Source organism: Pseudomonas koreensis (assembly GCF_012986595.1).
Lineage (GTDB): Bacteria > Pseudomonadota > Gammaproteobacteria > Pseudomonadales > Pseudomonadaceae > Aquipseudomonas > Aquipseudomonas koreensis.
In genome coordinates this window covers 472,217-497,358 of the sequence record NZ_JAAQYM010000004.1, presented here as the reverse complement: position 1 = coordinate 497,358, position 25,142 = coordinate 472,217, and the positions used below count along the sequence as shown (strand labels likewise).

General features: G+C 61.4%; 26 protein-coding genes and 1 pseudogene. 12 read left to right on the top strand and 15 right to left on the bottom strand.

From position 1 onward, the window contains the following. Window positions 1–181 precede the first annotated feature (181 nt). Window positions 182–1,201 carry a branched-chain amino acid aminotransferase gene (locus HBN98_RS15240; RefSeq protein ID WP_064587076.1) on the top strand — a complete coding sequence of 340 codons (1,020 nt, stop codon included), beginning with the start codon at window positions 182–184 and terminating at the stop codon, window positions 1,199–1,201. A 55-nt stretch (window positions 1,202–1,256) separates the two neighbouring features. Here HBN98_RS15240 and HBN98_RS15235 read toward each other — a convergent pair whose 3' ends face one another. Beyond that, a complete protein-coding gene (locus tag HBN98_RS15235; protein ID WP_083366240.1) occupies window positions 1,257–2,135 on the bottom strand; it encodes a LysR substrate-binding domain-containing protein in 879 nt (292 codons plus the stop codon). A 105-nt stretch (window positions 2,136–2,240) separates the two neighbouring features. On the opposite strand from HBN98_RS15235, the gene HBN98_RS15230 reads away from it, so the two are divergent. Continuing rightward, window positions 2,241–2,849, top strand: a complete 609-nt coding sequence (locus tag HBN98_RS15230) for a LysE family translocator (RefSeq protein ID WP_083366241.1) — start codon at window positions 2,241–2,243, stop codon at window positions 2,847–2,849. Between the two features lie 29 nt (window positions 2,850–2,878). On the opposite strand, the pseudogene HBN98_RS15225 reads toward HBN98_RS15230, so the two are convergent. From HBN98_RS15225 to HBN98_RS15215, 3 genes and pseudogenes are all read right to left on the bottom strand, one after another. Next, window positions 2,879–3,691: pseudogene (locus HBN98_RS15225) on the bottom strand (TIGR03915 family putative DNA repair protein); the annotation flags it as partial. After that, window positions 3,688–4,908: a putative DNA modification/repair radical SAM protein gene (locus HBN98_RS15220; protein WP_083366242.1), complete on the bottom strand. Its 1,221-nt coding sequence runs from the start codon at window positions 4,906–4,908 to the stop codon at window positions 3,688–3,690. The gene HBN98_RS15220 and the pseudogene HBN98_RS15225, both read right to left, overlap by 4 nt. Window positions 4,909–5,034: 126 nt before the next feature. Further along, entirely contained in the window at window positions 5,035–5,790 is a 756-nt protein-coding gene (locus HBN98_RS15215) for an ArsR/SmtB family transcription factor (RefSeq protein WP_083366243.1), read from the bottom strand. A 78-nt stretch (window positions 5,791–5,868) separates the two neighbouring features. On the opposite strand from HBN98_RS15215, the gene HBN98_RS15210 reads away from it, so the two are divergent. After that, entirely contained in the window at window positions 5,869–6,972 is a 1,104-nt protein-coding gene (locus HBN98_RS15210) for a cytochrome P450 (RefSeq protein WP_083366244.1), read from the top strand. On the opposite strand, the gene dmeF is transcribed toward HBN98_RS15210, so the two are convergent. Beyond that, window positions 6,969–7,892, bottom strand: coding sequence for a CDF family Co(II)/Ni(II) efflux transporter DmeF (gene dmeF, locus HBN98_RS15205; RefSeq protein WP_083366245.1), 924 nt, complete (start codon window positions 7,890–7,892; stop codon window positions 6,969–6,971). The genes HBN98_RS15210 and dmeF overlap by 4 nt on opposite strands. A 12-nt stretch (window positions 7,893–7,904) precedes the next feature. Next, window positions 7,905–8,180, bottom strand: coding sequence for a metal/formaldehyde-sensitive transcriptional repressor (locus tag HBN98_RS15200; RefSeq protein ID WP_003223990.1), 276 nt, complete (start codon window positions 8,178–8,180; stop codon window positions 7,905–7,907). Window positions 8,181–8,670: 490 nt separating this feature from the next. On the opposite strand from HBN98_RS15200, the gene HBN98_RS15195 reads away from it, so the two are divergent. Next, window positions 8,671–9,048: a DUF6124 family protein gene (locus HBN98_RS15195; RefSeq protein WP_083366246.1), complete on the top strand. Its 378-nt coding sequence runs from the start codon at window positions 8,671–8,673 to the stop codon at window positions 9,046–9,048. Between the two features lie 157 nt (window positions 9,049–9,205). Beyond that, a complete protein-coding gene (locus HBN98_RS15190; protein WP_083366247.1) occupies window positions 9,206–9,475 on the top strand; it encodes a hypothetical protein in 270 nt (89 codons plus the stop codon). Window positions 9,476–9,601: 126 nt separating this feature from the next. Here the strand turns inward: HBN98_RS15190 and HBN98_RS15185 are convergent, their stop codons facing one another. Continuing rightward, the gene (locus HBN98_RS15185; protein ID WP_083366248.1) at window positions 9,602–9,940 is read right to left on the bottom strand and encodes an FKBP-type peptidyl-prolyl cis-trans isomerase; all 339 of its coding nucleotides are present in this window, start codon (window positions 9,938–9,940) and stop codon (window positions 9,602–9,604) included. A 163-nt stretch (window positions 9,941–10,103) separates the two neighbouring features. Between HBN98_RS15185 and HBN98_RS15180 the strand changes: the two genes are divergently transcribed. Further along, window positions 10,104–11,183, top strand: a complete 1,080-nt coding sequence (locus HBN98_RS15180) for a sensor domain-containing diguanylate cyclase (RefSeq protein WP_083366249.1) — start codon at window positions 10,104–10,106, stop codon at window positions 11,181–11,183. 9 nt (window positions 11,184–11,192) lie between these two features. Here the strand turns inward: HBN98_RS15180 and HBN98_RS15175 are convergent, their stop codons facing one another. Beyond that, window positions 11,193–11,501 carry an RcnB family protein gene (locus HBN98_RS15175; RefSeq protein ID WP_064587066.1) on the bottom strand — a complete coding sequence of 103 codons (309 nt, stop codon included), beginning with the start codon at window positions 11,499–11,501 and terminating at the stop codon, window positions 11,193–11,195. Window positions 11,502–11,795: 294 nt separating this feature from the next. Between HBN98_RS15175 and tcuC the strand changes: the two genes are divergently transcribed. Both tcuC and HBN98_RS15165 read left to right on the top strand, forming a co-directional pair. Then, complete coding sequence (tcuC, locus tag HBN98_RS15170; protein WP_064587065.1) at window positions 11,796–13,088, top strand: MFS transporter; 1,293 nt, start codon at window positions 11,796–11,798, stop codon at window positions 13,086–13,088. 12 nt (window positions 13,089–13,100) lie between these two features. Beyond that, window positions 13,101–13,868, top strand: coding sequence for a substrate-binding domain-containing protein (locus HBN98_RS15165; protein WP_083366250.1), 768 nt, complete (start codon window positions 13,101–13,103; stop codon window positions 13,866–13,868). On the opposite strand, the gene HBN98_RS15160 is transcribed toward HBN98_RS15165, so the two are convergent. After that, window positions 13,858–14,772, bottom strand: a complete 915-nt coding sequence (locus HBN98_RS15160) for a LysR family transcriptional regulator (protein ID WP_064587063.1) — start codon at window positions 14,770–14,772, stop codon at window positions 13,858–13,860. The genes HBN98_RS15165 and HBN98_RS15160 overlap by 11 nt on opposite strands. A gap of 237 nt (window positions 14,773–15,009) precedes the next feature. Between HBN98_RS15160 and HBN98_RS15155 the strand changes: the two genes are divergently transcribed. Continuing rightward, window positions 15,010–16,818 carry a monovalent cation:proton antiporter-2 (CPA2) family protein gene (locus HBN98_RS15155; protein ID WP_083366251.1) on the top strand — a complete coding sequence of 603 codons (1,809 nt, stop codon included), beginning with the start codon at window positions 15,010–15,012 and terminating at the stop codon, window positions 16,816–16,818. Between the two features lie 150 nt (window positions 16,819–16,968). On the opposite strand, the gene hcnC is transcribed toward HBN98_RS15155, so the two are convergent. From hcnC to hcnA, 3 genes are read right to left on the bottom strand one after another with little or no spacing between them, the layout of a single operon-like run. Continuing rightward, window positions 16,969–18,228 (bottom strand): cyanide-forming glycine dehydrogenase subunit HcnC, encoded by a 1,260-nt coding sequence (gene hcnC, locus HBN98_RS15150; RefSeq protein WP_083366252.1) that lies wholly within the window; start codon window positions 18,226–18,228, stop codon window positions 16,969–16,971. Further along, window positions 18,221–19,630 (bottom strand): cyanide-forming glycine dehydrogenase subunit HcnB, encoded by a 1,410-nt coding sequence (gene hcnB, locus HBN98_RS15145; RefSeq protein ID WP_083366253.1) that lies wholly within the window; start codon window positions 19,628–19,630, stop codon window positions 18,221–18,223. The genes hcnC and hcnB overlap by 8 nt, the downstream gene beginning before the upstream one ends. After that, entirely contained in the window at window positions 19,627–19,941 is a 315-nt protein-coding gene (hcnA, locus tag HBN98_RS15140) for a cyanide-forming glycine dehydrogenase subunit HcnA (protein WP_083369350.1), read from the bottom strand. Before hcnA ends, hcnB begins: the two co-directional genes overlap by 4 nt. A 232-nt stretch (window positions 19,942–20,173) precedes the next feature. Between hcnA and HBN98_RS27925 the strand changes: the two genes are divergently transcribed. Beyond that, window positions 20,174–20,302, top strand: coding sequence for a hypothetical protein (locus HBN98_RS27925; RefSeq protein ID WP_262381614.1), 129 nt, complete (start codon window positions 20,174–20,176; stop codon window positions 20,300–20,302). 110 nt (window positions 20,303–20,412) lie between these two features. Here HBN98_RS27925 and HBN98_RS15135 read toward each other — a convergent pair whose 3' ends face one another. After that, the gene (locus HBN98_RS15135) at window positions 20,413–21,354 is read right to left on the bottom strand and encodes a hypothetical protein (RefSeq protein ID WP_083366254.1); all 942 of its coding nucleotides are present in this window, start codon (window positions 21,352–21,354) and stop codon (window positions 20,413–20,415) included. A 306-nt stretch (window positions 21,355–21,660) separates the two neighbouring features. Between HBN98_RS15135 and HBN98_RS15130 the strand changes: the two genes are divergently transcribed. After that, on the top strand, window positions 21,661–22,344 hold the full coding sequence (locus tag HBN98_RS15130; RefSeq protein WP_003223938.1) for a response regulator transcription factor: 684 nt from the start codon (window positions 21,661–21,663) through the stop codon (window positions 22,342–22,344). Further along, entirely contained in the window at window positions 22,322–23,716 is a 1,395-nt protein-coding gene (locus tag HBN98_RS15125; RefSeq protein ID WP_083366255.1) for a sensor histidine kinase, read from the top strand. The genes HBN98_RS15130 and HBN98_RS15125 overlap by 23 nt, the downstream gene beginning before the upstream one ends. A 127-nt stretch (window positions 23,717–23,843) precedes the next feature. On the opposite strand, the gene HBN98_RS15120 is transcribed toward HBN98_RS15125, so the two are convergent. Together HBN98_RS15120 and HBN98_RS15115 are read right to left on the bottom strand one after the other, a co-directional pair. Further along, on the bottom strand, window positions 23,844–24,254 hold the full coding sequence (locus HBN98_RS15120; RefSeq protein WP_083366256.1) for an SRPBCC family protein: 411 nt from the start codon (window positions 24,252–24,254) through the stop codon (window positions 23,844–23,846). Window positions 24,255–24,284: 30 nt separating this feature from the next. Next, the gene (locus HBN98_RS15115) at window positions 24,285–25,082 is read right to left on the bottom strand and encodes an SDR family NAD(P)-dependent oxidoreductase (protein WP_083366257.1); all 798 of its coding nucleotides are present in this window, start codon (window positions 25,080–25,082) and stop codon (window positions 24,285–24,287) included. Window positions 25,083–25,142 lie beyond the last annotated feature (60 nt).

Below are 25,142 nucleotides of genomic sequence, written 5' to 3'. Positions count from 1 at the left end.
TCGCCACAAAAGAGGTGAAACAGGCAGGAATGAAGGGGGTTTAGTAAGCAAGCTACTATTTTTGCCATCCCTCCATCGTCCGGGCTGCGAAACCGCTCAAGAATGAAGTATTGTTGTGCCCATCCAAAAAACGTCAGAAGCCTTGAACCGTTTCGACGGTTGTTCAGTGATAGAGGGTGTCATGGGTAACGAGAGCATCAATTGGGACAAGCTGGGTTTTGATTACATCAAGACCGACAAACGCTATCTGTCGTACTTTCGCGATGGCGAGTGGGACAAAGGCACCCTGACCGAAGACAACGTGCTGCACATCAGCGAAGGCTCGACTGCCCTTCACTATGGCCAGCAGTGCTTCGAAGGCCTGAAGGCCTATCGTTGCAAGGACGGCTCGATCAACCTGTTCCGTCCGGACCAGAACGCCGCGCGCATGCAACGCAGCTGCGCCCGCCTGCTGATGCCACACGTGTCCACCGAGCAGTTCATCGAAGCATGCAAAGACGTGGTTCGCGCCAACGAGCGCTTCATCCCGCCTTACGGCACCGGTGGCGCGCTGTACCTGCGTCCGTTCGTGATCGGCGTGGGTGACAACATCGGCGTGCGTACCGCACCGGAGTTCATCTTCTCGGTGTTCGCGATCCCGGTCGGCGCCTATTTCAAGGGCGGCCTGACCCCGCACAACTTCCAGATCTCCAGCTTCGACCGCGCCGCCCCACAAGGCACCGGTGCGGCCAAGGTCGGTGGCAACTACGCCGCCAGCCTGATGCCGGGCTCCCAGGCCAAGAAGGCACACTTCGCTGACGCCATCTACCTGGATCCGCTGACCCACAAGAAGATCGAGGAAGTCGGTTCGGCCAACTTCTTCGGGATCACTCACGACAACAAGTTCATCACGCCGAACTCGCCGTCGGTTCTGCCAGGCATCACCCGCCTGTCGCTGATCGAACTGGCCAAGACCCGTCTGGGCCTGGAAGTGGTTGAAGGCGACGTGCTGATCGACAAGCTGTCGGACTTCAAGGAAGCCGGCGCCTGCGGCACCGCTGCCGTGATCACCCCGATCGGCGGCATCAGCTACAACGACCACCTGCACGTGTTCCACAGCGAAACCGAAGTCGGCCCGGTCACCCAGAAGCTCTACAAAGAGCTGACGGGCGTGCAGACCGGCGACATCGAAGCGCCAGCAGGCTGGATCGTCAAGGTTTGATCTGACGGCTGCTGATGCACAAAAGCCCCCATCGAGTGATCGATGGGGGGCTTTTTCATGGGCGCTGTTGTTGTAGCCACTCAATGAACACCTTGGTATGCGCCGACGCTAGCGGGGCAATACCGTAGTAATAGCGTGGCAGCGGCATGCGCAGCTCCGGCAACGGGCAGATCAGGCGACCACTCGACAAATGCGTGCCGAGCAAAGTGGTTGGACACAGTGCGATGCCCTCGCCCGCCACGGCCGCTTCCAGCACCCGGTGCATGTAATCAAACTGGCGGATCACCTGGCTGCTGCTCTGGCTCTGGCCGAAATGCATGGCCCAGTGGTGCCAGTCTTCCCGCCGCGCCCTGACAGTCAGCAAGGTGTGCGCATTGAGACCGGCGAGATTGGTCAGCGGCAGTCGCTCAATCAATGCCGGCGCCGCGACCATGACCAACTCATCCTCGAACAACGCTTGCGCCTCGAGCGACGGCGCCCAATCGTCACGGCCCCGCCGGATGACAATGTCGAAATCGTCGCGGACCGGGTCCGGCGACTGAGTCTGTGTGACGACCTGGGTGTCGATGTGCGGATGCTGCGTCGAAAAGTCTGTCAAACGAGGCGTCAGCCATAACAGGGCGAAGGACGGCCGGACATTGATCCTGATCGTCGGCCGCGCTGCCTGCCGCTTCACCTCGGCAGCGGCGTCGGCTATCTGTGCCAGACCGCTACTGACTTGCTGATAGAACTGCTCACCCGCCGGCGTCAGCAGCGACTGCCGAACACGCCGTTCAAACAGTAAAACGCCCAAGTGCTCTTCAAGCAGTTTGACGTGGCGGCTGACCGCACTATGGCTGACATGCAGCTCTTCGGCCGCCAGGCTAAAACTTTGATGACGAGCAGCCACAGCAAAGGCGCGAACGGCGTTGAGCGGGGGAAGTAAATTTTTCATGGGTCTAATTTAGTCACATATGCACTGCATTTAAAGCGTTTGTCAGCGCCTTGTCGTCACGCCAATCTGCCCGCCTGCAGACACGCGATTCGACGGAGCAACATCATGCACAGCTACGGACTCTTTGTACTGTTCGCCACCCTGACTATTTTGAGCCCCGGCCCGGGCGTGGTGCTGACCCTGTCCAACGCCGTGCGCCTGGGCTGGACCGGCGCAGTGCCCGGCATACTGGGAATCGCCTCGGGGGCTTTCGTGGTGGCGGCCCTCAGCGCCACCAGCGTCGGCTTGATCCTCAGTGCCTCGGCCGAGGCGTTTACCGTGCTGAAATACGCCGGGGCCGCCTATCTGTTGTACTTGGGCTACAAGAGTTGGCATTCAGATCGTTTCCGTGCCCTGCAGCAGATTCGCCCTTCTCGTCCGGGCTACCGCTTTCTCGAAGCCGCGTCCCTGCAGTTTCTCAATCCGAAAGCGATCTTCTTCTTTTTGGCTGTGTTCCCGCAGTTCATTGACACTGAACAGGCTTTTTACCCGCAGTTCTTCAAACTGGTGGCCTCTTACGCAGCGCTGGTGATTCTGGTGCACGGCAGCTACGCCCTGCTCGCCAATGCGGCCAAAGGCTGGTTGTCGAGCCCGAAAGGTTCCTGGCTGGCGGCGAAAGTCTCCGGTGTAACCTTTGCCGGTTTTGGTCTGTTGATGGCTTCGGCAACCCGCTGAACAACCTGCTCAGGCTCATCCTGCTTCAAGGCAATCCGCTTGCCGGCCCGCCCGGCAATCCCGCTGGCCTGCCCATTCTGTTGTTTGCCCATCCGCGCCTGGGTGATCAATCCGGGAATCAGCTCGCCTTCTGGCAGGTTCTTCCAGAACCGCGCCGGCAGATGCCCCTGCATGACCTTCTCGTTCAACCGCGCCGGGTTGAAGATGTGGCTGTAATAGGTCAGCCACAGATCGCCATGGGGATCGTCGACGTTTTGCGCCAACTGCTGCCATTCCACCGGGCATTGGCGCTGATGGAGCAGTTGTTCGCCGTCGTAATACACGCCATCGCGCGGCGTGGCGATCAACCAGCGATGCCGGCCCATGCGCCCGACGAAATGCTCGCTGGCACTGTGCAGGATGTCGTGAGCCGGTTCATGCCACGCCACGTATTGCGGGCCTGGCTGATCCTGCGGGCGTTTGATGAAGCGCACGAACGCATGCAAATGGTGAGCTTCGCGCTGCACCTGCTTGATCCGCCGCTGCAGCTCGCTGCCCAGTTTATCGCCGGCCATCATCGCCGTGCGGTCACCGTGACTCACGCGCCACAGCACTTCGTACAACAGGCTCCAGCGCTGGTCGCCACGGTATCGCGCGGCTTGCTCGAGGGTGTCGAGCAGTGCACGCGGGATGCGCGCCTGAAACGGCCCTTGGCCTTCAGGCACCTGCACGTCACTGGCAAACAGATCACTCACGCCTTCCGACGCCCAGCTCACCAGACTCGGATCGATCTCATGGCTGAGCAACCAGCGCGCCTGTTGCCGCCAGGTGTCGAACAGGTCATCGCAATCGAGATTGATCATCCCCACAACCCCATCTGCTGCGGCTGCGGCCGGTCGCGCAGTTGCTGATAGAGCATGTGACTGGTGACTTCGGCCTGTTGCGGGTGGTAGTCGCTGGTGATGATGAACGGCTTGGCCTTGGCCAGAACGCAGCGCATGCGCGCCACGTCTTCATAGCGGATGCGCCGTTGCTGGCGCAATTGCACCAGACGTTCGGTGGTGCGCAGGCCGATGCCCGGGATGCGCGCGATCAGCGCCGGTTCGGCGCGATTCAGATCCAGCGGAAACACTTCGCGATTCTGCAGCGCCCAGGCCAGCTTCGGGTCGATGTCCAGCGCCAGGTTACCCGGCCCCTTGAGCAACTCGTCGGCGCTGTAGCCATAGCTGCGCAAGAGAAAATCGGCCTGATACAAACGGTGTTCTCGCATCAGCGGCGGCGCGGCCAACGGTACGCTTTTCGGGCTGTCAGGGATCGGGCTGAAGGCCGAGTAGTAAACGCGCCGCAAGCGGTAGTTGCCATACAGCGACTGAGCGCTGTGCAGGATAGTGCTGTCGTCGGTGTCATCGGCGCCGACGATCATTTGCGTACTCTGCCCGGCCGGGGCGAACTTCGCCGAACGCGGTTCGTTGAGCACCGTTTGCACGCCGGTGTAGATGGTGTTCATCGCCTGTTTGATCGAACCGATCTGTTTTTCCGGCGCCAGGGTTTGCAGGCTGGCGTCGGTGGGCAGCTCGATGTTGACGCTGAGGCGATCGGCGTAGCGCCCGGCCTCCTCGATCAGCGCCGGATCCGCTTCGGGAATGGTCTTGAGGTGGATATAGCCGCGAAACTCGTGCTCTTCGCGCAGCAGCTTCGCCACCCGCACCAGTTGCTCCATGGTGTAGTCCGCCGAGCGAATGATCCCCGAGCTGAGAAACAGCCCGCTGACGCAGTTGCGCCGGTAGAAATCCAGGGTCAGTGTGACCACTTCCTCGGGGGTGAACCGCGCGCGCGGCACATCGCTGGAGCGGCGGTTGACGCAGTATTGGCAATCGTAAAGACAGAAATTGGTCAGCAGGATTTTCAGCAGCGACACACAGCGCCCGTCCGGCGTGTAGCTGTGGCAAATGCCCATGCCATCGGTCGAGCCCAGCCCGCTCTTGCCCTCGGAGCTGCGCTTGGGCGCGCCGCTGCTGGCGCAGGAGGCGTCGTACTTGGCGGCGTCGGCGAGAATGCTGAGCTTGTCGATGATTTGCATGGCGAAGACTCGATACTGGTTATGCGTACAGTATCGAGTCTATTGGATTGGCACAAGGTGCAAAACCGGATGAAAAGATCGCAGCCTTCGGCAGCGCCTACATTAATCCGCTACAGCCGACATTTATCAGATGTGCATATTCCCTGCAGGAGCTGCCGCAGGCTGCGATCTTTTGCTCTCCGCGTCTAAAGGCAATTCAACCCCGAATCGCACCCCGATCTCTCTGCGTCCCAGCGCCGTCAATCCCAACGCCCGACTATCAAGATCCTGCGTCACCCACTTGCGCTTCAACGCCGTCTGCAACAACGCCGCCCCCAGCGAGCCGCCCAGATGCGGCCGGCGCATGCTCCAGTCCAGGCACGGGCAGGCGAACTTGCGGCGCAAGGTATTCAAGTCCTGCACCTCGATGCCCAAACCCTCGAACAACGCCTCACCACTGTCGCTCAAGCGATAAACCTGTTCGTCGGTTTCCACCAGCCATCCCGCCTCACGCAGACGGTCGTGCAACAACACCGCGAGCGTCCCGGCCATGTGGTCGTAACAGGTGCGGGCGAATTGCAGGCGATCCGGGGTGTGCGACTTGAAGGTCGGCGCGGCGTTCTGGCCGATCACCATCAACGCTTCCAGCGCCTGCGCCACGCGCTGATCGGCGAGGCTGTAATAACGATGGCGGCCCTGTACATGCAGGCGCACCAGGGCCAGGTCCTTGAGTTTGCTCAGGTGCGCACTGGCGGTCGATGCGCTGACTTCGGCAATGGTCGCCAATTCAGTGCTGGTGCGGGCATGCCCGTCCATCAGCGAGCAGAGGATTTTGGTGCGCGCCGGTTCGGCGATGGCGGCGGCCACTTGCGAGACGCCGATGTCTTGATGTTCTGCGTGCATATTTCGCTCCCCGACGAATCGTCGTCGCTGCGAACTGAAGATACTCGCTTCACTTTCCCGACGACAAGGCTGTGAACCATGGACCCGATCATCGCTGCCACTCATGCCGACCCCTACCCTTACTACGCAAAACTGCGGGCCGAGGGCGGACTGACCTTTGACCATGAATTGAAACTGTGGGTCGCCAGCAGCGCTCGCGCGGTGTGTGCGGTGTTGGCGCATCCCGAGTGCCGGGTGCGGCCGCTGCAGGAGCCGGTGCCCAAGGCGATCGCCTCGGGGATGGCCGGCAACGTGTTCGGGCAGTTGATGCGGATGAACGATGGCGAACGTCAGCGCTGCCCGCGTGCGGCGATCGAGCCGTCACTGCAGTTGATAGATGACGACCAAGTCCGCGCGTTGGTGGCCGCGCGATTGATGACAGCGGACGCCGACGGCTTATATAAGGCGATGTTTCGCGGCCCGGTGGGCGTGGTCGCCACGCTGCTCGGCTTCACCCCGGCGCAGGGTCGGGCGATCAGTGAACTGACCGCTGACTTTGTCGCCTGCCTGTCGCCGCTGAGCAATGACCTGCAACTGGCGGCGGCCCATGTGGCGGCGGAGCAGTTACGCGGTTATTTCATCGAGTTGCTGACAGAACCGCCGAGCGATTTGCTCAAGGCTATCGGGCAGCGATTTGATGGCGATGAGGAGACCCTGATCGCCAACCTGATCGGCCTCTGTTCGCAGACGTTTGAAGCAACTGCCGGGCTGATCGGTAACGCGTTGATCGCGCTGCGGCGTCAGCCTGAATTGCGCAACGCCTCGATGGACGCGCTGCTGGCCGAGGTCCAGCGCTTTGATCCATCGGTGCAGAACGCCCGACGATTTGTCGCGCAGTCTTGTGAGATCGATGGCGTGCGGCTCGAGGCCGGCGAGGTGATTCTGGTGCTGCTGGCCTCGGCCAACCGCGACCCGTTATTGAATGAAGTGCCTGAGCGATTTCTGCTGGATCGGCCGAACCGGCGCAGTTTCAGTTTTGGCAGCGGACGGCATCAATGCCCGGGGCAAGCGCTGGCGGTGAGCATTGCCGCGGCGACTGTCAGAGAAATCCTTGATCAGGGTATGAATCTGCAACAACTGACGTGGCATTACCGCCCATCGCTCAATGGGCGGATTCCACTGTTCAGCGCGGTGCAGCCTTAAGCGCTGCGCAGCTCGATGGTCAGGTGCGACAGCTCATGCACCGGCGCCAGCCGCTCGCGAATCGCCTCCGCCGTCACGCCCGCAGCCGCGACCACACTGACAATCGCCGCCCGCGCCTGCGGGCCGACCTGCCAGACGTGCAGATCGCTGATGCGCACGTCGTCCGAGGTTTCCAGCAGCTCGCGGATCTCTGCCGCCACCGGTTCGTCGGTGGTGTCGAGCAACACCGCGGCGCTGTCGCGCATCAGGTTGTAGGCCCATTTTGCGATGACAATGGAGCCGACAATACCCATCGCCGGGTCCAGCCACACCCAACCCAGATAGCGGCCGGCCAGCAGCGCGGCAATTGCCAGCACCGAGGTCAGTGCATCGGCCAGCACGTGGACGTAGGCCGAGCGCAGGTTGTTGTCGTGGTGGTGATGATGATCATGACCGTGATCATGCTGATGGCCGTGATCATGATGGCCCATCAGCAGGAAGGCGCTGAGGATGTTCACCCCCAGCCCCACGATCGCGATTACCGTCGCTTCGCCAAACGCCACGGTGGTGGGTTCGAACAAACGAAAAATCGATTCGCCGGCAATGCCCAGCGACACCAGGCCCAGCACCATGGCCGACGCAAAACCGGCCAGATCACCGACCTTGCCGGTGCCGAAACTGTAGCGGCGGTTGTTGGCGTTGCGCCGGGCAAACCCATAAGCCGCTGCGGCAATGCCCAACGCGCCGGCATGGGTGGCCATGTGAAAACCGTCGGCCAGCAGCGCCATGGAACCGGTGAGGTAACCGGCGGCGATCTCGCCGATCATCATCACGAACGTCAACGCCACCACCCACAAGGTGCGGCGGGCGTTTTCGTCGTGGGAGGCGCCGAGGAACTGGTGATCGTGGCTGAAACGCTCAGCGTTGGGGGTCAGGCTCATGATGCGCGTGCTCTATTTGGAATAACGGCGGATGGCTTGCAGCAAATCTTCGGCGCCCTGGGCGCGCTGTTCGTCAGTCAGATCGGGATGCGCCACGTGCTCACGGGTGTGGGCCTCGATGAACTGCTCCATCAAACCATTGACCGCCCCGCGAATCGCCGCCACCAGGTGCAAGGTCTTGGCGCAATCGGCATCGCCCTCCAGCGCCTTTTCCACCGCCTGCACCTGCCCGGCAATGCGTCGGACGCGGTTGAGCAGCTCGTCTTTATGTTCATGAATGTGCGACATACCTATACCCCCTACCCCTATATGGCGCGCATGGTCGTTGATTGCGCCCTTATTCGCAAGATCGATGGGCATCGAAGGGATGAACGGGAATCTGAAAGCGACTTCAATCTCCTGTAGGAGTGAGCCTGCTGGCGATGGCAGCCTGAAAAATGCAGCATCATTTCGGCATCATCCAAGAGGCTACATCGCCTTGCGCCTTTGCCTACAACTACGCCAGAATCCGCCGGCTTGTGCGGTTTGGGGGGCATCGGTAACTTGGTTCGCGTCACTGAATGGTCAGTGATCGGGTTTAGTCGCTCGGTTGTCTCACATTTCGTAAAGCATCCATACATTCAGGCCGCTCGTACGCCTGAACTCAATGGTAGCTGTGCGCAGGGCGCCTTCGGGCGCGCCGGAAATTGTGAGACCACCGGTCGACTAACCTGCGCATAGCTGCCTCTCTCTTCGTTTAGTCGCGATGGTGGGCAGCCTTTATATAAAGGTCTCGCAAATGTTCAAAGTCACACCAAATCCACCGGATACGGACACCCCGTCCGATCCAGATTCAACATCCCCCTACTCCGACCCCAATTCCAGAAAACTCCACGAAGCCGCCGAACGCGCACTCGATCACTACCTGAAACCGCAAGCCCCGCCCGAGCGCAAACCCAGCCACATGTTTGTCGTCGCCCCGAACATGGACAACGAAGAACTGCTGGCCCACGCCTGCGAATCCATGGCCTCGGCCAGCATCATGCTCAGCGACTTCGCCAGCCTGCTCGACACGCCCTACCGCAACACCGTGCTCGGCATCCAGCAAGTAGTCATGCTCGGCGAACTCGCCGTCAACCGCGCCCTCGACAACCTCGAGCCCCCGATCAGCAATTGAAAAAGCGTCTCTGTGGCGAGGGAGCTTGCTCCCGCTCGACCGCACAGCAGTCGAAAATCCGGATCCGAACCGGATCAATGGAGCTTGGGGTCGCTTCGCAACCCAGCGGGAGCAAGCTCCCTCGCCACAAGGAAAACGACGCAAAGGAGAATTTCACATGGCCAATAAACCAGATGCCCAGGTCGTCGCCGCATTAGTCGCCATGGGCCTCAACGAACGGGATCGCCGCTGGGCTCAGAATGCATGCCTGGTGTTGTTTGAAAGCGAGCGAGAAACAATTGTGGCCTCGGCAGTGGCCGCTCTCGGGAAACTCGACGAGCTTGAGATGGAGGCTGTGCTGCCCGCGCTGCACCGGGTGAAACGGCGATTTCCGTCACTTGAAAGGACAGTGGCTGACACCTTGACCGAGATTGCGATGGTTGCCTGAGTAAAAATGGCGAGGGCTTGATGGATCGCGGCGCGCTGCCCCAAACAGGCCTGCTGCGCAGTCCATCGGGGATAAATCCCCTCGCCACAGGTTGCATGGACATTGATTGATCGGCGTTTACCCGCCTCAATCGTCCCGCGTCAAAACCTCCAGCAACTCGATCTCAAACACCAGATTCGAATTCGGCGGAATCTTGCCCATCGTCCGCTCGCCATACCCCAGATGCGCCGGCACCAGCAGTTTTCGCTTGCCGCCCACTTGCATGCCCATCAGCCCCTGATCCCAGCCCTTGATCACACGGCCGGTGCCGATCACGCACTGGAAAGGTTTGCCACGGCTGTGGGAGGAGTCGAACTCGCTGCCGTCTTCCAGCCAGCCGGTGTACTGGGTGGTGATCAGCGCGCCTTTGACGGCAGCCTTGCCCTCGCCCACCTGAAGATCGATTACCTGCAATTCATCATTCATGACATTCACTCTATTGTTCAGCCGGCCGCCGTTTTCCCAGAATTGTCGGTGGTTCGCAACTTTTTCACGAAGCCTGGCGCAGTATCCGACCCGGTGACTGAACCGGTAATATAGCCATCCGCCACTACTTCACGGACCGATACGTCATGCTGGCAGTTCCTGAATGACTCACCTCTGGATCAGCCTGGCCATTGGCTTCTTCCTGCTGGGATGCATCCTCGTCTTGATCTGGCGTGAACGTGGCTTGCGCCGGCAGTTGGCCGAGTATCGCGAGCTGCTGACCCGCGCTGCCGAACCGCAGAACATTCATCAGGACGGTGACGCCGAGCGCTTCAAGCGCAGCCAGTACTTTGCGCGGATCGGCACCTGGGACTGGGAAGTCGACACCGATCGGCTGTACTGGTCAGACGCGATCTACGGCATGTTCGGGTTCAAGATCGGCGAGATCACCCCGTCCTATGCGCTGTTCTGTTCCTGCGTGCACCCGGACGACCGCATACGCGTGCGCGACGGCGAACAGCGTTGCCTGGAAACCGGTGAAAACCATGACGAGGAATACCGCGTAGTCTGGCCCGACGGCACGATTCGCTGGCTGCGCGAGACCGGCAATGTGGTGCGCAACGACCATGATGCGGTGATCAAGATGATGGGCGTGGTGCGCGACATCACCGAAGAAAAAGCCTCGGCCAGTTACCTTCAGCACCTTGCCCACTTCGACCCGCTGACTGGCCTGCCCAATCGTCTGGTGCTCGAAGAGCGTTTGTCCGAAGCCCTCGAACAGGCGCGTCACAACCACACCCGGGTGGCGCTGGTGTTTGTCGATCTCAACGGGTTCAAAGCCATCAACGATCACTACGGCCACGCCGCCGGCGACCGCGTGCTGATGACCACCGCCACCCGCCTCAAACGCATCCTGCGCGCCACCGACACCGTCGCGCGCATCGGCGGCGACGAATTCGTGGTGATCCTGCAAGGCCTGGCACCGAACCTCAACCTGCAGGACGAAGCGCGCAGCATCTGTCAGAAGATTTTCATCGAACTGTCGCCACCGATCAGCATCGGCAACGACCAACGCCACATCGGCACCAGCCTTGGGGTCGCGGTGTTTCCGGACCATGCGCCCACCATGGATCGGCTGCTGCACATTGCCGATCTGGCGATGTATGAGGCGAAGCGCAGTGGGAATAATCAGTATCGGTTGGGAGGCGAAAGCCCTGCACGGGTGCACGCGCAGGGCCGTTGAGTCCAGTGCTTAACGCTCGACAGGCTGCATCTCGACAATGGTGCCGTTGGTGATCATGACCATCACGTACTTGTCGTTGATCTGTACCCACTGCGCCTGTTCGACCGGTGCTTTCAAGCCTTTCTGTTTCCAGTTTTTCAACGCTTTGTCGCTGCGCTGATAAACGTCTGGAGCCCGGTCGTTGACCTTCAGTTCACGGTCGCTGGTCGGCGACTGGACGGCAGGTTCGTTCGAGGTTTGCGCCGCTTGAACAAGTGGGCTGATCCCGGCAATGCCGGCAACGAGGGCCAGGCTGGCGATTAGGGTTTTGCTGTTCATCGGTGAACCTCCTTCAGATGTGTGATACCTGAACTCCGACTGCGGAGGACTGGAATCATTCCTTGTTTTTTTGCCTGGGCTGGCTGGGGGATTGTAGTTGGCAGACAGATCGTCATTGCTGGCAAGCCAGCTCCCACAAGTTAGAGGTGTTTTCAGGATTGATCCGCTTTGCACATCAATGCATGCCAATAATGCAATTAACATCCGGTTACACCTGCGCCACCATCCACCGCAATAACAACCGTGCGCCGCTTCCACGTCGCGCACGTCATAAAAGCGGTGGAGTTCTTTTCTATGACAGCCTCAATCCCACACGGCGGCTCGCGGGCCGGCGCTATCTTCCGGGTTACCTCGGGCAACTTCCTTGAACAGTTCGACTTCTTTCTGTTTGGCTTCTACGCCACGCAGATCGCGGCAGTGTTCTTCCCGGCGAGCAGTGAGTTCGCTTCCCTGATGATGACGTTTGCCGTGTTCGGCGCAGGTTTCCTGATGCGTCCGTTGGGCGCCATTGTGCTCGGTGCGTACATCGATGACGTGGGCCGCCGCAAGGGGTTGATTGTCACGCTGTCGATCATGGCCAGCGGTACGATTCTGATTGTGCTGGTGCCCGGATACGAAACCATCGGGCTGTTCGCCCCGGCGCTGGTGTTGGTCGGGCGGCTGTTGCAGGGCTTCTCTGCCGGTGCGGAATTGGGCGGGGTTTCGGTGTATTTGTCGGAAATCGCCACTCCGGGCCGCAAAGGCTTCTTCACTGCCTGGCAGTCGGCCAGTCAGCAAGTGGCAATCATCGTCGCCGCCGCTTTGGGCTACGCCCTGAACGCGTGGATGGCGCCGAGCGTGGTGGCTGACTGGGGCTGGCGGATTCCGTTTTTCGTCGGCTGCCTGATCGTGCCGTTCATTTTTCTGCTGCGCCGTAATCTGGCGGAAACCGAAGAATTTGCCGCACGCAAACACCGCCCGAGCATGCGCGAAGTGTTCCGCACCCTCGGCCAGAACTGGGGCGTGGTGCTCGGCGGCATGCTGATGGTCGCGCTGACCACCACCGCGTTCTACCTGATCACCGTGTATGCGCCGACGTTCGGCAAAACCGTGCTGCACCTGAGCACTTCCGATGCACTGCTGGTGACCTTGCTGGTGGGGGTGTCGAACTTCTTCTGGTTGCCGATTGGCGGCATGTTGTCCGACCGCATCGGCCGGCGCCCGGTGCTGATCGCCATGTCGCTGCTGGCCCTGGCCACCACCTATCCGGCGCTGTCTTACCTGGTGCAGGCGCCGAGCTTCAGTCACATGCTGCTGTCGCTGCTGTGGCTGTCGTTCATTTATGGCATGTACAACGGCGCGATGATCCCGGCGCTGACCGAGATCATGCCAGTGGAAGTGCGGGTGGCCGGTTTCTCCCTCGCCTACAGCCTGGCGACTGCGATTTTCGGCGGTTTCACCCCGGCGATGTCGACCTTCCTGATCCAGTACACCGGCGACAAGGCCGCGCCCGGTTACTGGATGAGCGTCGGCGCACTGTGTGCGTTGTGCGCCACGTTGTACCTCTATCGCCGCGCAGGCGGCCGTCTGCAACCGGTTGCCGCATAAGGAGCAATCACCTTGAAAAAACTGATCAACCTCAGCGCCGTCGCCCTCTTCGCGTTCAGCGCCCTGGCACATGCTGAACAGCTGAACGTGATGACGTCGGGCGGCTTTACCGCCGCGTACAAAATCCTCGGCCCGAAATTCGCGGCGGCCACCGGCAACACCCTCGACACCCAACTCGGCCCGTCGATGGGCAAAGCCCCGGAGGCGATCCCCAACCGCCTCGCCCGCGGTGAACACGCCGACGTGGTGATCATGGTCGGCTACGCCCTCGACGATCTGATCAAGCAAGGCAAAGTCGACCCGGCTTCGCGGGTCGAGTTGGCAGACTCGCGGATCGGCCTGGTGGTGCGTGAAGGCGCGCCGAAACCGGACATCAGCAGCGTCGAAAGCCTGAAGAAAACCCTGCTCGACGCACAATCGGTGGCCTACTCCGACAGCGCCAGCGGCGTGTACATCGAGAAGGAGTTGTTCAAGAAACTCAACGTCGAAGATCAACTGAAACCGAAAGCGAAGATGATCCCGAAAATCCCGGTCGGCTCGGTGGTTGCCACTGGCGATTATCAACTGGGCTTCCAGCAGGTCAGCGAATTGCTACCCGTGCCGGGGGTGACGTTTGTCGGCAAGATTCCGGAGTCGGTGCAGTCGGTGACGCGCTTCGCCGCCGGCATTCCGGTCGGCGCGCAGCATCCAAAAGAGGCCAAGGCCTTGCTCGACTACCTCGCCGCCCCCGCCGCCCAGGCTGACGTGCAAGCCACCGGGCTGGATTCGGTCAAGCGCTGATCGCTGGCGGCTGGACTTTCATTTCCACCACCAGCCGCTCCAGTTCCAATGCCGCCGGGGTCAACGTGCGACCCCGGCGCTTGATGATGCCGACACTGCGCATCACTTGCGGATCAGTCAGCGGCACCCGCGTCAGGATCGGATGATCCGGCCCCGGCATCGCCATCAGCGGCACGGCCGCCACGCCCAACCCCGCTTCCACCAGACCAATCATCGTCGTTACATGCCGCGTCTCGCAGATGCTCGGGCGCTGCGGCACCACACTGCTCAAGGCCTGATCGAGGAGGAAACGGTTGCCCGAGGTCTTGTCCAGCGAGATGTAGTCCTGCCGGTAGAACTCGTCCCAGCTCACACTGCTGCGGCCGGCCAGCGGATGATCGCGCCGGCACGCGACGACGTAGCACTCCTGCACAAGCGGCTCAAAGTCGACTTTGGCATCCTGCGTGCCCATGAAGCTCAAACCGAAATCCGCCTCGCCATTGACCACCGCGCTGAGCACATCGTGGGCGCTGGAATCGAGGACTTTGACTTTGATTCGCGGAAACTGCTGGTGATAGCGCGCCACCACCCGCGGCATGAAGTAGTACGCCGCCGACGGCACACAGGCAACGGTGACGTGGCCCATTCGGGTCGAGGCGACTTCGCTGATGCCCAGCAGCGCCACGTCCAGGTCATCGAGCAAGCGCTCGACGCTGGGCATGAATCCGCGTCCGGCCTGGGTCAGGCTGACCTTGCGCGTGGTGCGTTCGAACAGCTTCACGCCGAGTGCGTCCTCGAGTTTTTCGATTCGTCGGCTCAGGGCCGGTTGCGACAGGCGCACGGTGTCGGCGGCCTTGCGGAAACTGCCCTGCTCGACCACGGCGCGAAAAGCTTGCAGGTCGTTGAGGTCGAAGTTGATGGCCATGGCGGACTCGAAAAGATTGATTCGCGAAGACTATCAATGTAACCAACTGATGCAAATTATTACAGACTTACACTGAACCCTGTAGGAGCTGCCGCAGGCTGCGATCTTTTGATCTGCGGAATCAAGATCAAAAAATCGCAGCCTGCGGCAGCTCCTACAGGGGATCTTCGGTGGATCTTGAATCGATTCAGCCTTTATCCTTGTCACCCCCGCCGTACCGCTGTCAGGAGTTTCCCGATGCCCCATGAAGGCAACCTGTTACAAGCCGCTGTCGTGTTTCTCTTCGCGGCCGTGCTCACCGTGCCATTGGCCAAACGTCTGCAATTGGGCGCGGTGCTCGGTTATCTGCTGGCGGGGGTGATCATCGGCCCGTCGGTGCTCGGCCTGATCGGCAATCCGCAAAGCGTTGCGCACATCTCGGAACTCGGTGTGGTGTTGCTGCTGTTCATCATTGGCCTGGAACTGTCGCCACGCCGCTTGTGGGTGATGCGCAGATCGGTGTTCGGCGTCGGCCTGGCGCAGGTGCTGCTGACCGCTGCGGTGATCGGTGTGCTGGCGTTGTATGCGTTCGGTCAGCCGCTCAACAGTGCGATCGTGCTCGGCCTGGGTCTGGCGTTGTCCTCGACGGCATTCGGCCTGCAAAGCCTGGCCGAGCGCAAGGAACTGACCAGCCCTCACGGGCGGCTGGCGTTTGCGATTCTGCTGTTTCAGGACATCGCGGCGATCCCGTTGATTGCGCTGGTACCGATGCTCGCCGGCGGTGGCCACGACACCAGCAGCACCGGAAGCCTGAATCATGGTTTGCAGGTGCTCGGCGGGATCGCCGTGGTGGTAGTCGGCGGGCGTTATCTGTTGCGTCCGGTGTTCCGCGTGGTGGCGAAAACCGGTCTGCCGGAAGTGTCCACCGCCACCGCGCTGCTGGTGGTGATCGGCACGGCGTGGTTGATGGATCTGGTCGGCGTGTCGATGGCGCTCGGGGCCTTCCTCGCCGGCCTGCTGCTGGCGGATTCAGAATATCGCCATGAACTGGAAGCGCAGATCGAGCCGTTCAAAGGCCTGCTGCTCGGGCTGTTTTTTATCAGCGTCGGCATGGGCGCGAACCTCAGCCTGCTGCTCAGTGCACCGATCACCGTGCTCGGCCTGACCCTGCTGTTGATCGGCCTGAAGTTACCGCTGCTGTTTGTGGTCGGGCGTCTGGCCGGCGGACTAAGCAAGGTCAGTGCGATCCGTCTGGGCATCGTCCTCGCGGCCGGTGGTGAGTTTGCCTTTGTGGTGTTCAAGATCGGTCGGGATCAGGGCCTGTTCGAACCGCGCCTGTATGACCTGCTGGTGCTGACCATCACCCTGTCGATGGCGCTCACACCGTTGCTGCTGTTGATCTGCGCGCGGCTGGTCAGCCCGAAAGTGCAGCCTGTGGAAGTGCCGGAGAAATTCCGCGAAATCGACACCGAGGCACCGCGTGTGGTGATCGCCGGCATGGGCCGGATGGGCCAGATCGTGGCGCGGATTCTGCGGGCGCAGAACATCAAGTTCGTGGCGCTCGACACATCGGTGGAAACCATTGAACTGTCGCGCAGCTTCGGCGGCGTGCCGGTGTTTTACGGCGACCCGATGCGCCCCGAGATCCTCCATGCGGCCAAGGTCGGCGAGGCGGAATACTTCGTCATCGCCACCGACGATCCGGAGACCAACATCAAGACCGCCGAGATCGTGCGCAAACTGTATCCGCACATGAAGATCATCGCCCGGGCCCGTAACCGGCAGCACGTGCACCGCTTGATTGATGTCGGCGCCGAGCCGATTCGTGAGACCTATTACTCGAGCCTGGAAATGAGCCGCCGCACCCTGGTGGGTCTGGGCTTGACCCAGGCCCAGGCCGATGCGCGCATCAAGCGTTTCAAGCACCACGACGAACAGGTGCTGGAAGCGCAGCACGCGGTCTACGATGACGCGGCGAAAGTCCTGCAGACCGCCCAGGAAGCCCGGGCGGAATTGGCGCGGTTGTTTGAATCGGATCAACTGGAAGAGGAAGCGCGCAAGGCCTGATCTCCTTGCGCAGATCCAAGCTTCAGGCCTACAGCACTGACGCTTTCGCGGGCAAGCCCGCTCCCACAGGTTTTGTGAACGACCGAAAACCCTGTGGGAGCTGGCTTGCCAGCGAAGAGGCCTGCACATTCAACATCAATATCACTGGGATCAGGCCAGCTCTAATTCACGCTCTTGCTTGACCGGTACAGTCTCAAACCGGTCCGCCAGGAACGGTGTGATGTCCAGCGGCAGCGCTTCCTGGTTGACCAGTTTGTCCAGCAGCACCCCGGTAATCGCCGAGGTCAGGATGCCGGTGCGGAAGTGGCCGCAGGCATTCAGGTAACCCTCTACACCACGCATTGGCCCGAGAATCGGCAGCTCATCCGGCGAGCCCGGACGCAGACCGGCCCAGGTGCGTTTGAGGTTGACGTCCTTGAGTTCCGGCAGACAGCGCACCGCGCCCTGCACCAGCCCGGCGATTTCCGGGTAGGTGGTGGTGACGTCGAAGCCTTTGTCTTCGGTGGTGCTGCCGATCAGGATCTCGCCGTTGTCCTTTTGCGCCACGTAGCAGTCGCTGGTGGTCAGGCAGCCGTTGAGGATTTTCGGCATGCGTTCGGTCAGCAGGATCTGGCCCTTGACCGGTTTCACCGGAATGCGCACACCGGTGGCCCACTCGCTCAAGTCTGCCGCCCAGGCACCGGCGGCGTTGATCAGGGTCTTGCAGTGGAACACGCCCTGCTCGGCCGTCTGCACGCCGGTGACGCGGCTGCCGTGGTGCAACACCCCGGTGACGTTGGTGTTGACGAAGATGTCCACGCCATTTTGCCGCGCGCCTTCCATGTAGGCATCGGCGAGGCGGAACGGGCTGACCTGGTGATCGCAGAGAAACTCCAGGGCACCCCGGGCCTCGTGGCTGACGCTCGGCTCGGCTGCGCGCAGCGCCGCCTGATCGAGCCAGCGCACCTGGTCGGCCAGGTGCGGAATGCAGCTGACGATGTGCTCGGCGTAGAGCCGGTCTTCGTCGTCATAAATGACGAACTTCAGCCCGGTCTTTTCGAACTTGAAATCCATGCCGTGGTTGTTTTTCAGCTCACGGTGCAATGCCGGGTACAGCGCGTTGGACTGCAAGGCGAAATCGAAAAACGACTCCGGCAGGATGTGCGGCGTGCTGGCGTCCACCGCCACCGCCGCGCCCTGGGTTGCGCGCTTGCGGTTGGCCGACATCATGCGGAAGAAAATCACCCCGCAGCCCAGCCCCACCGACTCGCCGATGGCCCACAAGCCGCCGGCCGAAGCGCGGGTGGCGTTGCCCGGGCGCTTGGCATCGATCAGCGCGACCTTCAGACCTTGGCGCTTGGACAATTGATAGGCGCAGGACGCGCCGATCACGCCGCCGCCGGCAATGATCACGTCATAGAACTTACTCATGGGAAGTGGCCTCCGTGCCGACGGACTGGAACGCGGAAAAAGGAATCGGATCGATCGGGAAGCGCGGGCGCAACCAGCCGACGTCCTTGCGTCCGGTGGCCTGGCGCAGACGATCGCTGCAATAGCCGACGCACATCCGCCCCTGACAATCGCCCATGCTCACCCGGGTGCGCATCTTCAGGCTAGCGATGTCTTGCACGCCCTGCTCCAGCGCCCGATCAATGTCGGCGCGGGTCGCGTGTTCGCAGCGGCAGATCACTGTGTCAGCCGCCGGCAAAGCGGTCTGGCCGACCCCGCGCTCGGTGTAGCGGTCCACCGCGGCACGGAAGCGCACGATGGTTTTCAGTTTGCTCAGGAAGCGGTCGCGACGCACCCGCGCCAGATCCTCCTCGATAATCCCGCGTTGCAGCAGGATCGAGGTCGCGGCGATCTTGCCGGCGAGCATCGCCGCTTCACCGCCGCGAATCCCGCCCATGTCGCCGGCCAGGTGCACGTGCGGCTCGTTGCTTTGCTGCCAGGTGTTCGAATTGGCGCGCAGGTAACCGTCGTCACTGAAGCCGTGATCCAGGCCCATTTGCTGGCTGAGTTGGGTCCGTGGAATAAAGCCGTAGCCGACGGCCAGGGTCTGCGCTTCGAAGCGTTCGATGCGGGTCAGGTCCGGCTCCCAGGTGGCGGAGTACGGGGCCACGGTGACGCTTTTCAGCTCGCCGTCGCCGTGGGCTTCAACCACGCCCCAGCCGTAGTTCATCGCGATACCGTGCAGTTTCAGGTAAGCGAGCATGCTCAGGCCGTCGAGGAACAGCTGCGGCTTGTTCAGCAGTGCCAGGCTTTCCCGGGCGATCTTGCCGAACGCACAGGCTTCATACACGCCCGCGACCTTGACCCCGGAAGCGTGCAACTGAGTCGCCACCAACGGCAGCAACGGCCCGGTGCCGGCGATGATCACCGGCCCCTGCGGCTTGACCACGCCACTTTTGATTTGCAGTTGCAGGCCGCCGAGCATCATCACCCCCGGCAGTGTCCAGCCGGGGAACGGCACGCTGCGCTCATGGCAACCGGCGGCCAACAGCAATTGCGGATAATGGATTTCGTGCAGTTGCTCGTCGCCGTCCAGCACCACCAGCGCGCGGGTGCCTTCGGCGCCGACCACGCGGTGGTTGAGGCGCACATCGATCAGCCCCGATTGCTCCTGAAAATCACCGTGCAGTGCGCTCAGGGCTTCGCAATAGCGCGGCCCCAGGTAATCCAGTTGCACGCCGTCACGCAGCGGCCCGCGATAGACCACGCCGCCGAGGCGTGAAGCCTCTTCGAGCAAGGTGCAGCGCACACCATGGCGCGCCAGTTCGATGGCCGCCGCCATCCCCGCCGGCCCGCCGCCGACAATCACCGGTTGCTGGCTCATACCACCTCCTGCCCGGCGATGCGGTTGACCCGGGTTTCAATCTGCATGCCATCGCGCACTACGGTCTGACAGGCGCGGCGCTTGTGGCGGCCGTCGATTTTCACCAGGCAGCACTGGCACACGCCCATGCCGCAGTAGGCACCGCTGATCTGGTCATGATCATTGCGCGCGACCTGGCGTACGCCGAGGGACTGGATAACGCTGAGCACGGTTTCGCCGATGGCAGCGGTGACCGGCTGGCCGTTGATGTGGACGGTCATATCCGCCTGGGTCAGGGGCTGGATATCGAAGGTTCTTTCTAGGCAGTGCATTACGATGTTCATCCGTGAAAAGGTTCAGAGGTAAGTGTTACGTCAGCTCCTTGCTGCTCTACACCGTGCGGCCCGTTTAATTGTTGGTTCGGGGCGGGCTCGCGGGTACTTCGTCAGCGCAACAAGATGCGCGTGAAGCACTGTAGTTCATACCTCAGCAAAGGCCTGGATCATTTACGTTAGGCGAAGTTGCCCGACGAAATATTGATCCAGGCCAGTGAAAGCGGTCGGATTGTTCAACGATCTCAGTTGGAGAAGGCTGACGGTCATGCCAGGCCGCGCCGATACCGGTTTTTCATTTATTGAATGGCAGAAAGCAAAAAGCCGCTTCCACCGTGAAGTGGAAGCGGCCGAGGCATAGGCCTCAATAGAGCATTCGGATCAGTGTACGAACAGGGCGATCAGGATGATGATCGGGATCGGCACACCGAGGAAAAACAGAAGTAGAGAGCGCATGGTGAATCTCCTTGCTTAACGAACTGGAGGCAGCGTGGTGGTAGTGGCGTAGGTTTCGACTTCAACGTACTCGACCGCATCCCGGCGACGACCGCCAAACGTAGCGGCGAGGCTGGCGAAGAACGCACCGGCCAACAGCGCGATGAACATCCACAGCGAAGTCCATGCAGCGACTTTCGCAGCGGTATCAGCCGCCTGCTGGGCTTTTACCTTGGCATCGGCGATGGCTTTCTGAGTGCGGGCGTAGACTTCGTCGACACGACGTTCGGCATCGGCCTGACTCAGATTGGTACGCTGGGCGACCAGTTGAGCGAGGTAGGTACGGTCTTCAGGGCTGAGTTGGCCGCTGGCCAGGCTCTGGGCGAAGATCCGCGCTACGGCACCGTGGGCGGCGTCATCACTGACGGACGCTGGACGGTCATCGCGGAACAGGCTGTCGATGAAATAACCGTACTGGTTGCTGTCGGTGTTGGCGGCTGCACTACCGGCGGCCTGCGTCATGGCGCTGGCAGCACCACCGGCGACACTGGCACCGGCCTGCACACCACCACTGATCACGCTGCTGACCGAGCCGACCACGAGGATCGCGGTCACCAGCGTCGCCACACACCAGGCGAGGAAACCATGGGCAGTATCACGGAAATACACTTCATCACCGTGCATGTTGGCCCATTTCACCCGCAGGCGACCGGCGATGTAGCCACCCAGGCCGGAAGCGATGATTTGCGTCGCCGCCAGCCAGACAATCGTGGAAATCCCCAGGCCCTTGGCGCTGATACCCTCCCCGGCCCACGGCGAGACCGCAGAGAAACCAAGCCCGAAGCCCAGCAGCACCAAAATCATCGACAGTGCTGCCGCCGCCGCCGCGCCCGCGAAAATCGCGCCCCAGGACACGCCTGACACATTGCTCGACTCTCCTTCGAAGGCAGGATAAAACCCATCTGAGGATCTATTCATTGTTGTAGTGCTCCAGGCATGAAAAATGGTGTTACAACTCGTCACCGAAGGAATTGCAGCGACCGTGCCATTCGCCAACTTTAAATAAATCATTATTTTTCAATAGCTTAAAAAGAATGAACTTCCTAAGACCATGCAATTTGCAACAAACCACGCAATTCGGCGGGTTTTCTGCATTGCTGCCAAATCGCGCAGACGTCCGGATTTGCGTTTGTGACAGGCTATACATGAAAGTTAATTTAAAGCGCGGCGGAAAATACTTGGCAAAATGCTGCCATTCCGTTTGAACCGATCAAGGCTTGCTCTATGACTCGTATTTTGACCATCGAAGACGACGCCGTGACTGCCCGTGAAATCGTCGCCGAACTCAGCAGCCACGGCCTGGAAGTGGATTGGGTCGACAATGGCCGCGAAGGCCTGGACCGCGCCGTCAGCGGCAACTACGACCTGATCACCCTCGACCGCATGCTGCCGGAGCTCGATGGCCTGGCCATCGTCACGACTCTGCGCACCATGGGCGTGGCCACGCCGATTCTGATGATCAGCGCCCTGTCGGATGTCGATGAGCGCGTGCGCGGTTTGCGTGCCGGCGGTGATGATTACCTGACCAAACCCTTCGCCACCGACGAGATGGCCGCGCGCGTGGAGGTGCTGCTGCGCCGGCAGAACAGCGTCGCCACCCAGGCCACCACGTTGCAGGTCGCCGACCTCGAACTGGATTTGATCAGCCACGAAGCACGCCGCGCCGAACAAGTGCTGACGCTGCTGCCGACCGAATACAAGCTCCTGGAATTCCTGATGCGCAACAGCGGCCAGATCCTGTCGCGGATGATGATTTTCGAAGAAGTCTGGGGTTATCACTTCGACCCCGGCACCAACCTGATCGACGTACACATCGGTCGTCTGCGCAAGAAGATCGACGCGGCGGGCAATGTCCCGCTGATTCGCACGGTACGGGGCTCGGGTTATGTCATTGCCGAACCCGTCTGACGGCTGGCGTTCCTCCAGCAGTCGTTTGCTGGCGCTGTACAGTTCGCTGTTCGTGGCGTGGAGCGCGATCCTCATGGGGGTCATGTATTTCGAGGTCTCCAGCTACCTCGACAACCTCGCCAAACATTCGCTGATGCAACGTCAGCATCTGTTTTCGCACTTTCGCGGCGAGCAACTGGAAGAAGCGCTCGCCGCCAGCATGACTTTCGATATCCGAGGCATCGACGCCTACGGCCTGTTCGACGCCCAGGGCGTGTACCTCGGTGGCGCCCTGCAGCAACTGCCCGAAGGCCTGCCGCTGGACGGCAAGATCCACACGCTCGATGACTGCGCCGACTCCGACGACCCGACCCTGCCCGCCGACAGTTGCGACGCGGTGGCGACCCAGACCCGCGACGGTCGGTGGCTGGTGTTGCTGCGCGACAACGGTTCGCTGTTCGCGGTGACGCGGATCATTCTGCATGCGTTGTTCTGGGGGGTATCGCTGACGATTCTGCCGGGGATTGCCGGCTGGCATTTGCTGCGCCGCCGCCCGATGCGCCGGATCCGCGCGATTCAGGACAGCGCGCAGGCGATTGTCGCTGGCGACCTCACCCACCGCTTGCCGCTGTCCAACCGCCGCGATGAGCTGGACATGCTCGCCGCGATCGTCAACGCCATGCTCGATCGCATCGAACGCCTGATGCATGAGGTTAAAGGCGTGTGCGACAACATTGCCCATGACTTGCGTACGCCGCTGACACGGTTGCGCGCGCAGTTGTATCGCATGCAGCAGCAGGCCGGCGAAGGCTCGCAGGAAGCAGCGCAACTGGACCTGGTGCTGGCCGAGGCGGATACGCTGATGGCGCGGTTTCGCGGGTTGCTGCGGATTTCCGAGCTAGAAGACCGTCAGCGCCGCTCAGGGTTTGTCGAGCTTGATCCGGTGCAATTGCTCGAAGAACTGCACGAGTTTTACCTGCCGCTGGCCGAGGAAGGCGAACTGCTGTTCGTGCTGAACATGCCGGAAACCCTGCCCCGCTTGAATGGTGACCGGGCGCTGCTGTTCGAAGCGCTGGCGAATCTACTGAGCAACTCGATCAAGTTCACCCCGGCAGGCGGCACGGTGATCCTGCGCGGTGTGAATGATGGCGGGCATACGCGGATCGAAGTCCACGATTCCGGGCCGGGCATTCCCGAGGCCGAGCGTGAGGCCGTGTTCCAGCGTTTCTATCGGGCCGAGGGCGGGCAACCGCAGAGCGGCTTTGGCCTGGGGCTGTCGATTGTCGCGGCGATTGTCAGCCTGCATGGCTTCAATCTTGAGGTGGGTAGCAGCGAACTGGGGGGCGCGAAACTGGTGCTGGATTGTCGGCAGAGTCTGATTTCGCAGTCCTGAGAATTGCACCTCTCCCCCTGTGGGAGCGAGCCTGCTCGCGAATGCGGTGTGCCAGCCAGCGATGATGCTGATTGTTCAAACGCTTCGCGAGCAGGCTCGCTCCCACAGGGATGATGGGGGTGCTCACTCAGGCCGGGTAATTGGCCCGCAACGCCTCAAGCCCACCCTGATAGATGCCACTGAACAACGCCACCACGTCCTCATCGCTAACGCCCTGGGCGTTGAAGCGACCCGACCACGTCACCCGGGCGCCCTGCCCGTGGGCTTCGACCTTGATCGTCGCCAGGTAATCCGTGGCCGGAAACGGCGCCTGTTCGATCGAATAGCTGTAGGTCTGGCCGGCGTTGTCGAACGTTTGCAGCCGTTCGATCACCACCGCGCCATCGGCGGTTTGCAGGGTGCGCACGCGCCCGCCTTCGCTCAGTTCACTTTTGGTAATGAATGACAGCCAGTCCGGCAGCGTATTGAAGCCGCCGATCAATTGCCAGACCTGATCGGCCGAGGCCGGGATGTCGATGGTTGCTGATGCTGTTGCCATAAATAAACGGGTCTCCAGAGTCTTTGGGGTTCAGATCGCCATACTGTCGACGACGCCGCCATCCACGCGCAAGGCCGCGCCGGTGGTGGCCGAAGAAAACGGCGACGCGATGTACGTGACCAGATGCGCCACCTCGGCGACGTCGGCCACACGCTGGATGATTGACGTCGGACGAGCCCTGCGCACAAAGGCGTCGGCTTCATCGCGCAGGTTGCGACCGGACTCGGCCGCGGCATCCTTGAGCATGTGTTCCACGCCACCGGTGAAGGTCGGCCCCGGCAGGATCGCATTGACCGTCACACCGGTGCCAGCCAGACGTTTGGCCAGGCCATGGGACACCGCGAGGTTGGCGCTTTTGGTCACACCGTAATTGAGCATGTCGGCCGGCGTCGCGATACCGGATTCCGAAGACAGAAAAATCACCCGCCCCCAGCCTTGCTCGACCATCGCCGGCACGTAATGCCGTGATAACCGCACTCCGGAAATCACGTTGACCTCGTAGAACCGCGTCCACTCGCTGTCGGGGGTGTCGAAGAAATCCACCGCGTCGAAGATCCCGAGGTTGTTCACCAGAATGTCTGCCCGTGGTTCAGCGGCGAACAGTTTTTCAGCGCCTTCGGCGGTGCCGAGATCGGCGGTCAGCCCCCGCAACTGCGCACCCGGCACGTGTTGGCGAATGCTTGCCAGCGCTTGCTCGACCTTGGCGGTTTCACGGCCGATCACCACCACGGTGGCGCCGGCTTCGGCCAGCGACTGACTGATGCCCAGCCCGATCCCACCGGTACTGCCGCTGACGATGGCCAGTTTTCCACTCAAGTCGATTTTCATGGGTTCTCCTCTTCGATTGGCAATGCACGCAGAATGGGCAGGAATGGATCAGCGTAGACG

Coding starts and splice junctions, on each gene's coding strand:
- HBN98_RS15240 (WP_064587076.1), top strand. CDS start 182: ATGGGTAACGAGAGCATCAATTGGGACAAGCTGGGTTTTGATTACATC.
- HBN98_RS15235 (WP_083366240.1), bottom strand. CDS start 2,135: ATGAAAAATTTACTTCCCCCGCTCAACGCCGTTCGCGCCTTTGCTGTG.
- HBN98_RS15230 (WP_083366241.1), top strand. CDS start 2,241: ATGCACAGCTACGGACTCTTTGTACTGTTCGCCACCCTGACTATTTTG.
- HBN98_RS15220 (WP_083366242.1), bottom strand. CDS start 4,908: ATGCAAATCATCGACAAGCTCAGCATTCTCGCCGACGCCGCCAAGTAC.
- HBN98_RS15215 (WP_083366243.1), bottom strand. CDS start 5,790: ATGCACGCAGAACATCAAGACATCGGCGTCTCGCAAGTGGCCGCCGCC.
- HBN98_RS15210 (WP_083366244.1), top strand. CDS start 5,869: ATGGACCCGATCATCGCTGCCACTCATGCCGACCCCTACCCTTACTAC.
- dmeF (WP_083366245.1), bottom strand. CDS start 7,892: ATGAGCCTGACCCCCAACGCTGAGCGTTTCAGCCACGATCACCAGTTC.
- HBN98_RS15200 (WP_003223990.1), bottom strand. CDS start 8,180: ATGTCGCACATTCATGAACATAAAGACGAGCTGCTCAACCGCGTCCGA.
- HBN98_RS15195 (WP_083366246.1), top strand. CDS start 8,671: ATGTTCAAAGTCACACCAAATCCACCGGATACGGACACCCCGTCCGAT.
- HBN98_RS15190 (WP_083366247.1), top strand. CDS start 9,206: ATGGCCAATAAACCAGATGCCCAGGTCGTCGCCGCATTAGTCGCCATG.
- HBN98_RS15185 (WP_083366248.1), bottom strand. CDS start 9,940: ATGAATGATGAATTGCAGGTAATCGATCTTCAGGTGGGCGAGGGCAAG.
- HBN98_RS15180 (WP_083366249.1), top strand. CDS start 10,104: ATGACTCACCTCTGGATCAGCCTGGCCATTGGCTTCTTCCTGCTGGGA.
- HBN98_RS15175 (WP_064587066.1), bottom strand. CDS start 11,501: ATGAACAGCAAAACCCTAATCGCCAGCCTGGCCCTCGTTGCCGGCATT.
- tcuC (WP_064587065.1), top strand. CDS start 11,796: ATGACAGCCTCAATCCCACACGGCGGCTCGCGGGCCGGCGCTATCTTC.
- HBN98_RS15160 (WP_064587063.1), bottom strand. CDS start 14,772: ATGGCCATCAACTTCGACCTCAACGACCTGCAAGCTTTTCGCGCCGTG.
- HBN98_RS15155 (WP_083366251.1), top strand. CDS start 15,010: ATGCCCCATGAAGGCAACCTGTTACAAGCCGCTGTCGTGTTTCTCTTC.
- hcnC (WP_083366252.1), bottom strand. CDS start 18,228: ATGAGTAAGTTCTATGACGTGATCATTGCCGGCGGCGGCGTGATCGGC.
- hcnB (WP_083366253.1), bottom strand. CDS start 19,630: ATGAGCCAGCAACCGGTGATTGTCGGCGGCGGGCCGGCGGGGATGGCG.
- hcnA (WP_083369350.1), bottom strand. CDS start 19,941: ATGCACTGCCTAGAAAGAACCTTCGATATCCAGCCCCTGACCCAGGCG.
- HBN98_RS15135 (WP_083366254.1), bottom strand. CDS start 21,354: ATGAATAGATCCTCAGATGGGTTTTATCCTGCCTTCGAAGGAGAGTCG.
- HBN98_RS15130 (WP_003223938.1), top strand. CDS start 21,661: ATGACTCGTATTTTGACCATCGAAGACGACGCCGTGACTGCCCGTGAA.
- HBN98_RS15125 (WP_083366255.1), top strand. CDS start 22,322: ATGTCATTGCCGAACCCGTCTGACGGCTGGCGTTCCTCCAGCAGTCGT.
- HBN98_RS15120 (WP_083366256.1), bottom strand. CDS start 24,254: ATGGCAACAGCATCAGCAACCATCGACATCCCGGCCTCGGCCGATCAG.
- HBN98_RS15115 (WP_083366257.1), bottom strand. CDS start 25,082: ATGAAAATCGACTTGAGTGGAAAACTGGCCATCGTCAGCGGCAGTACC.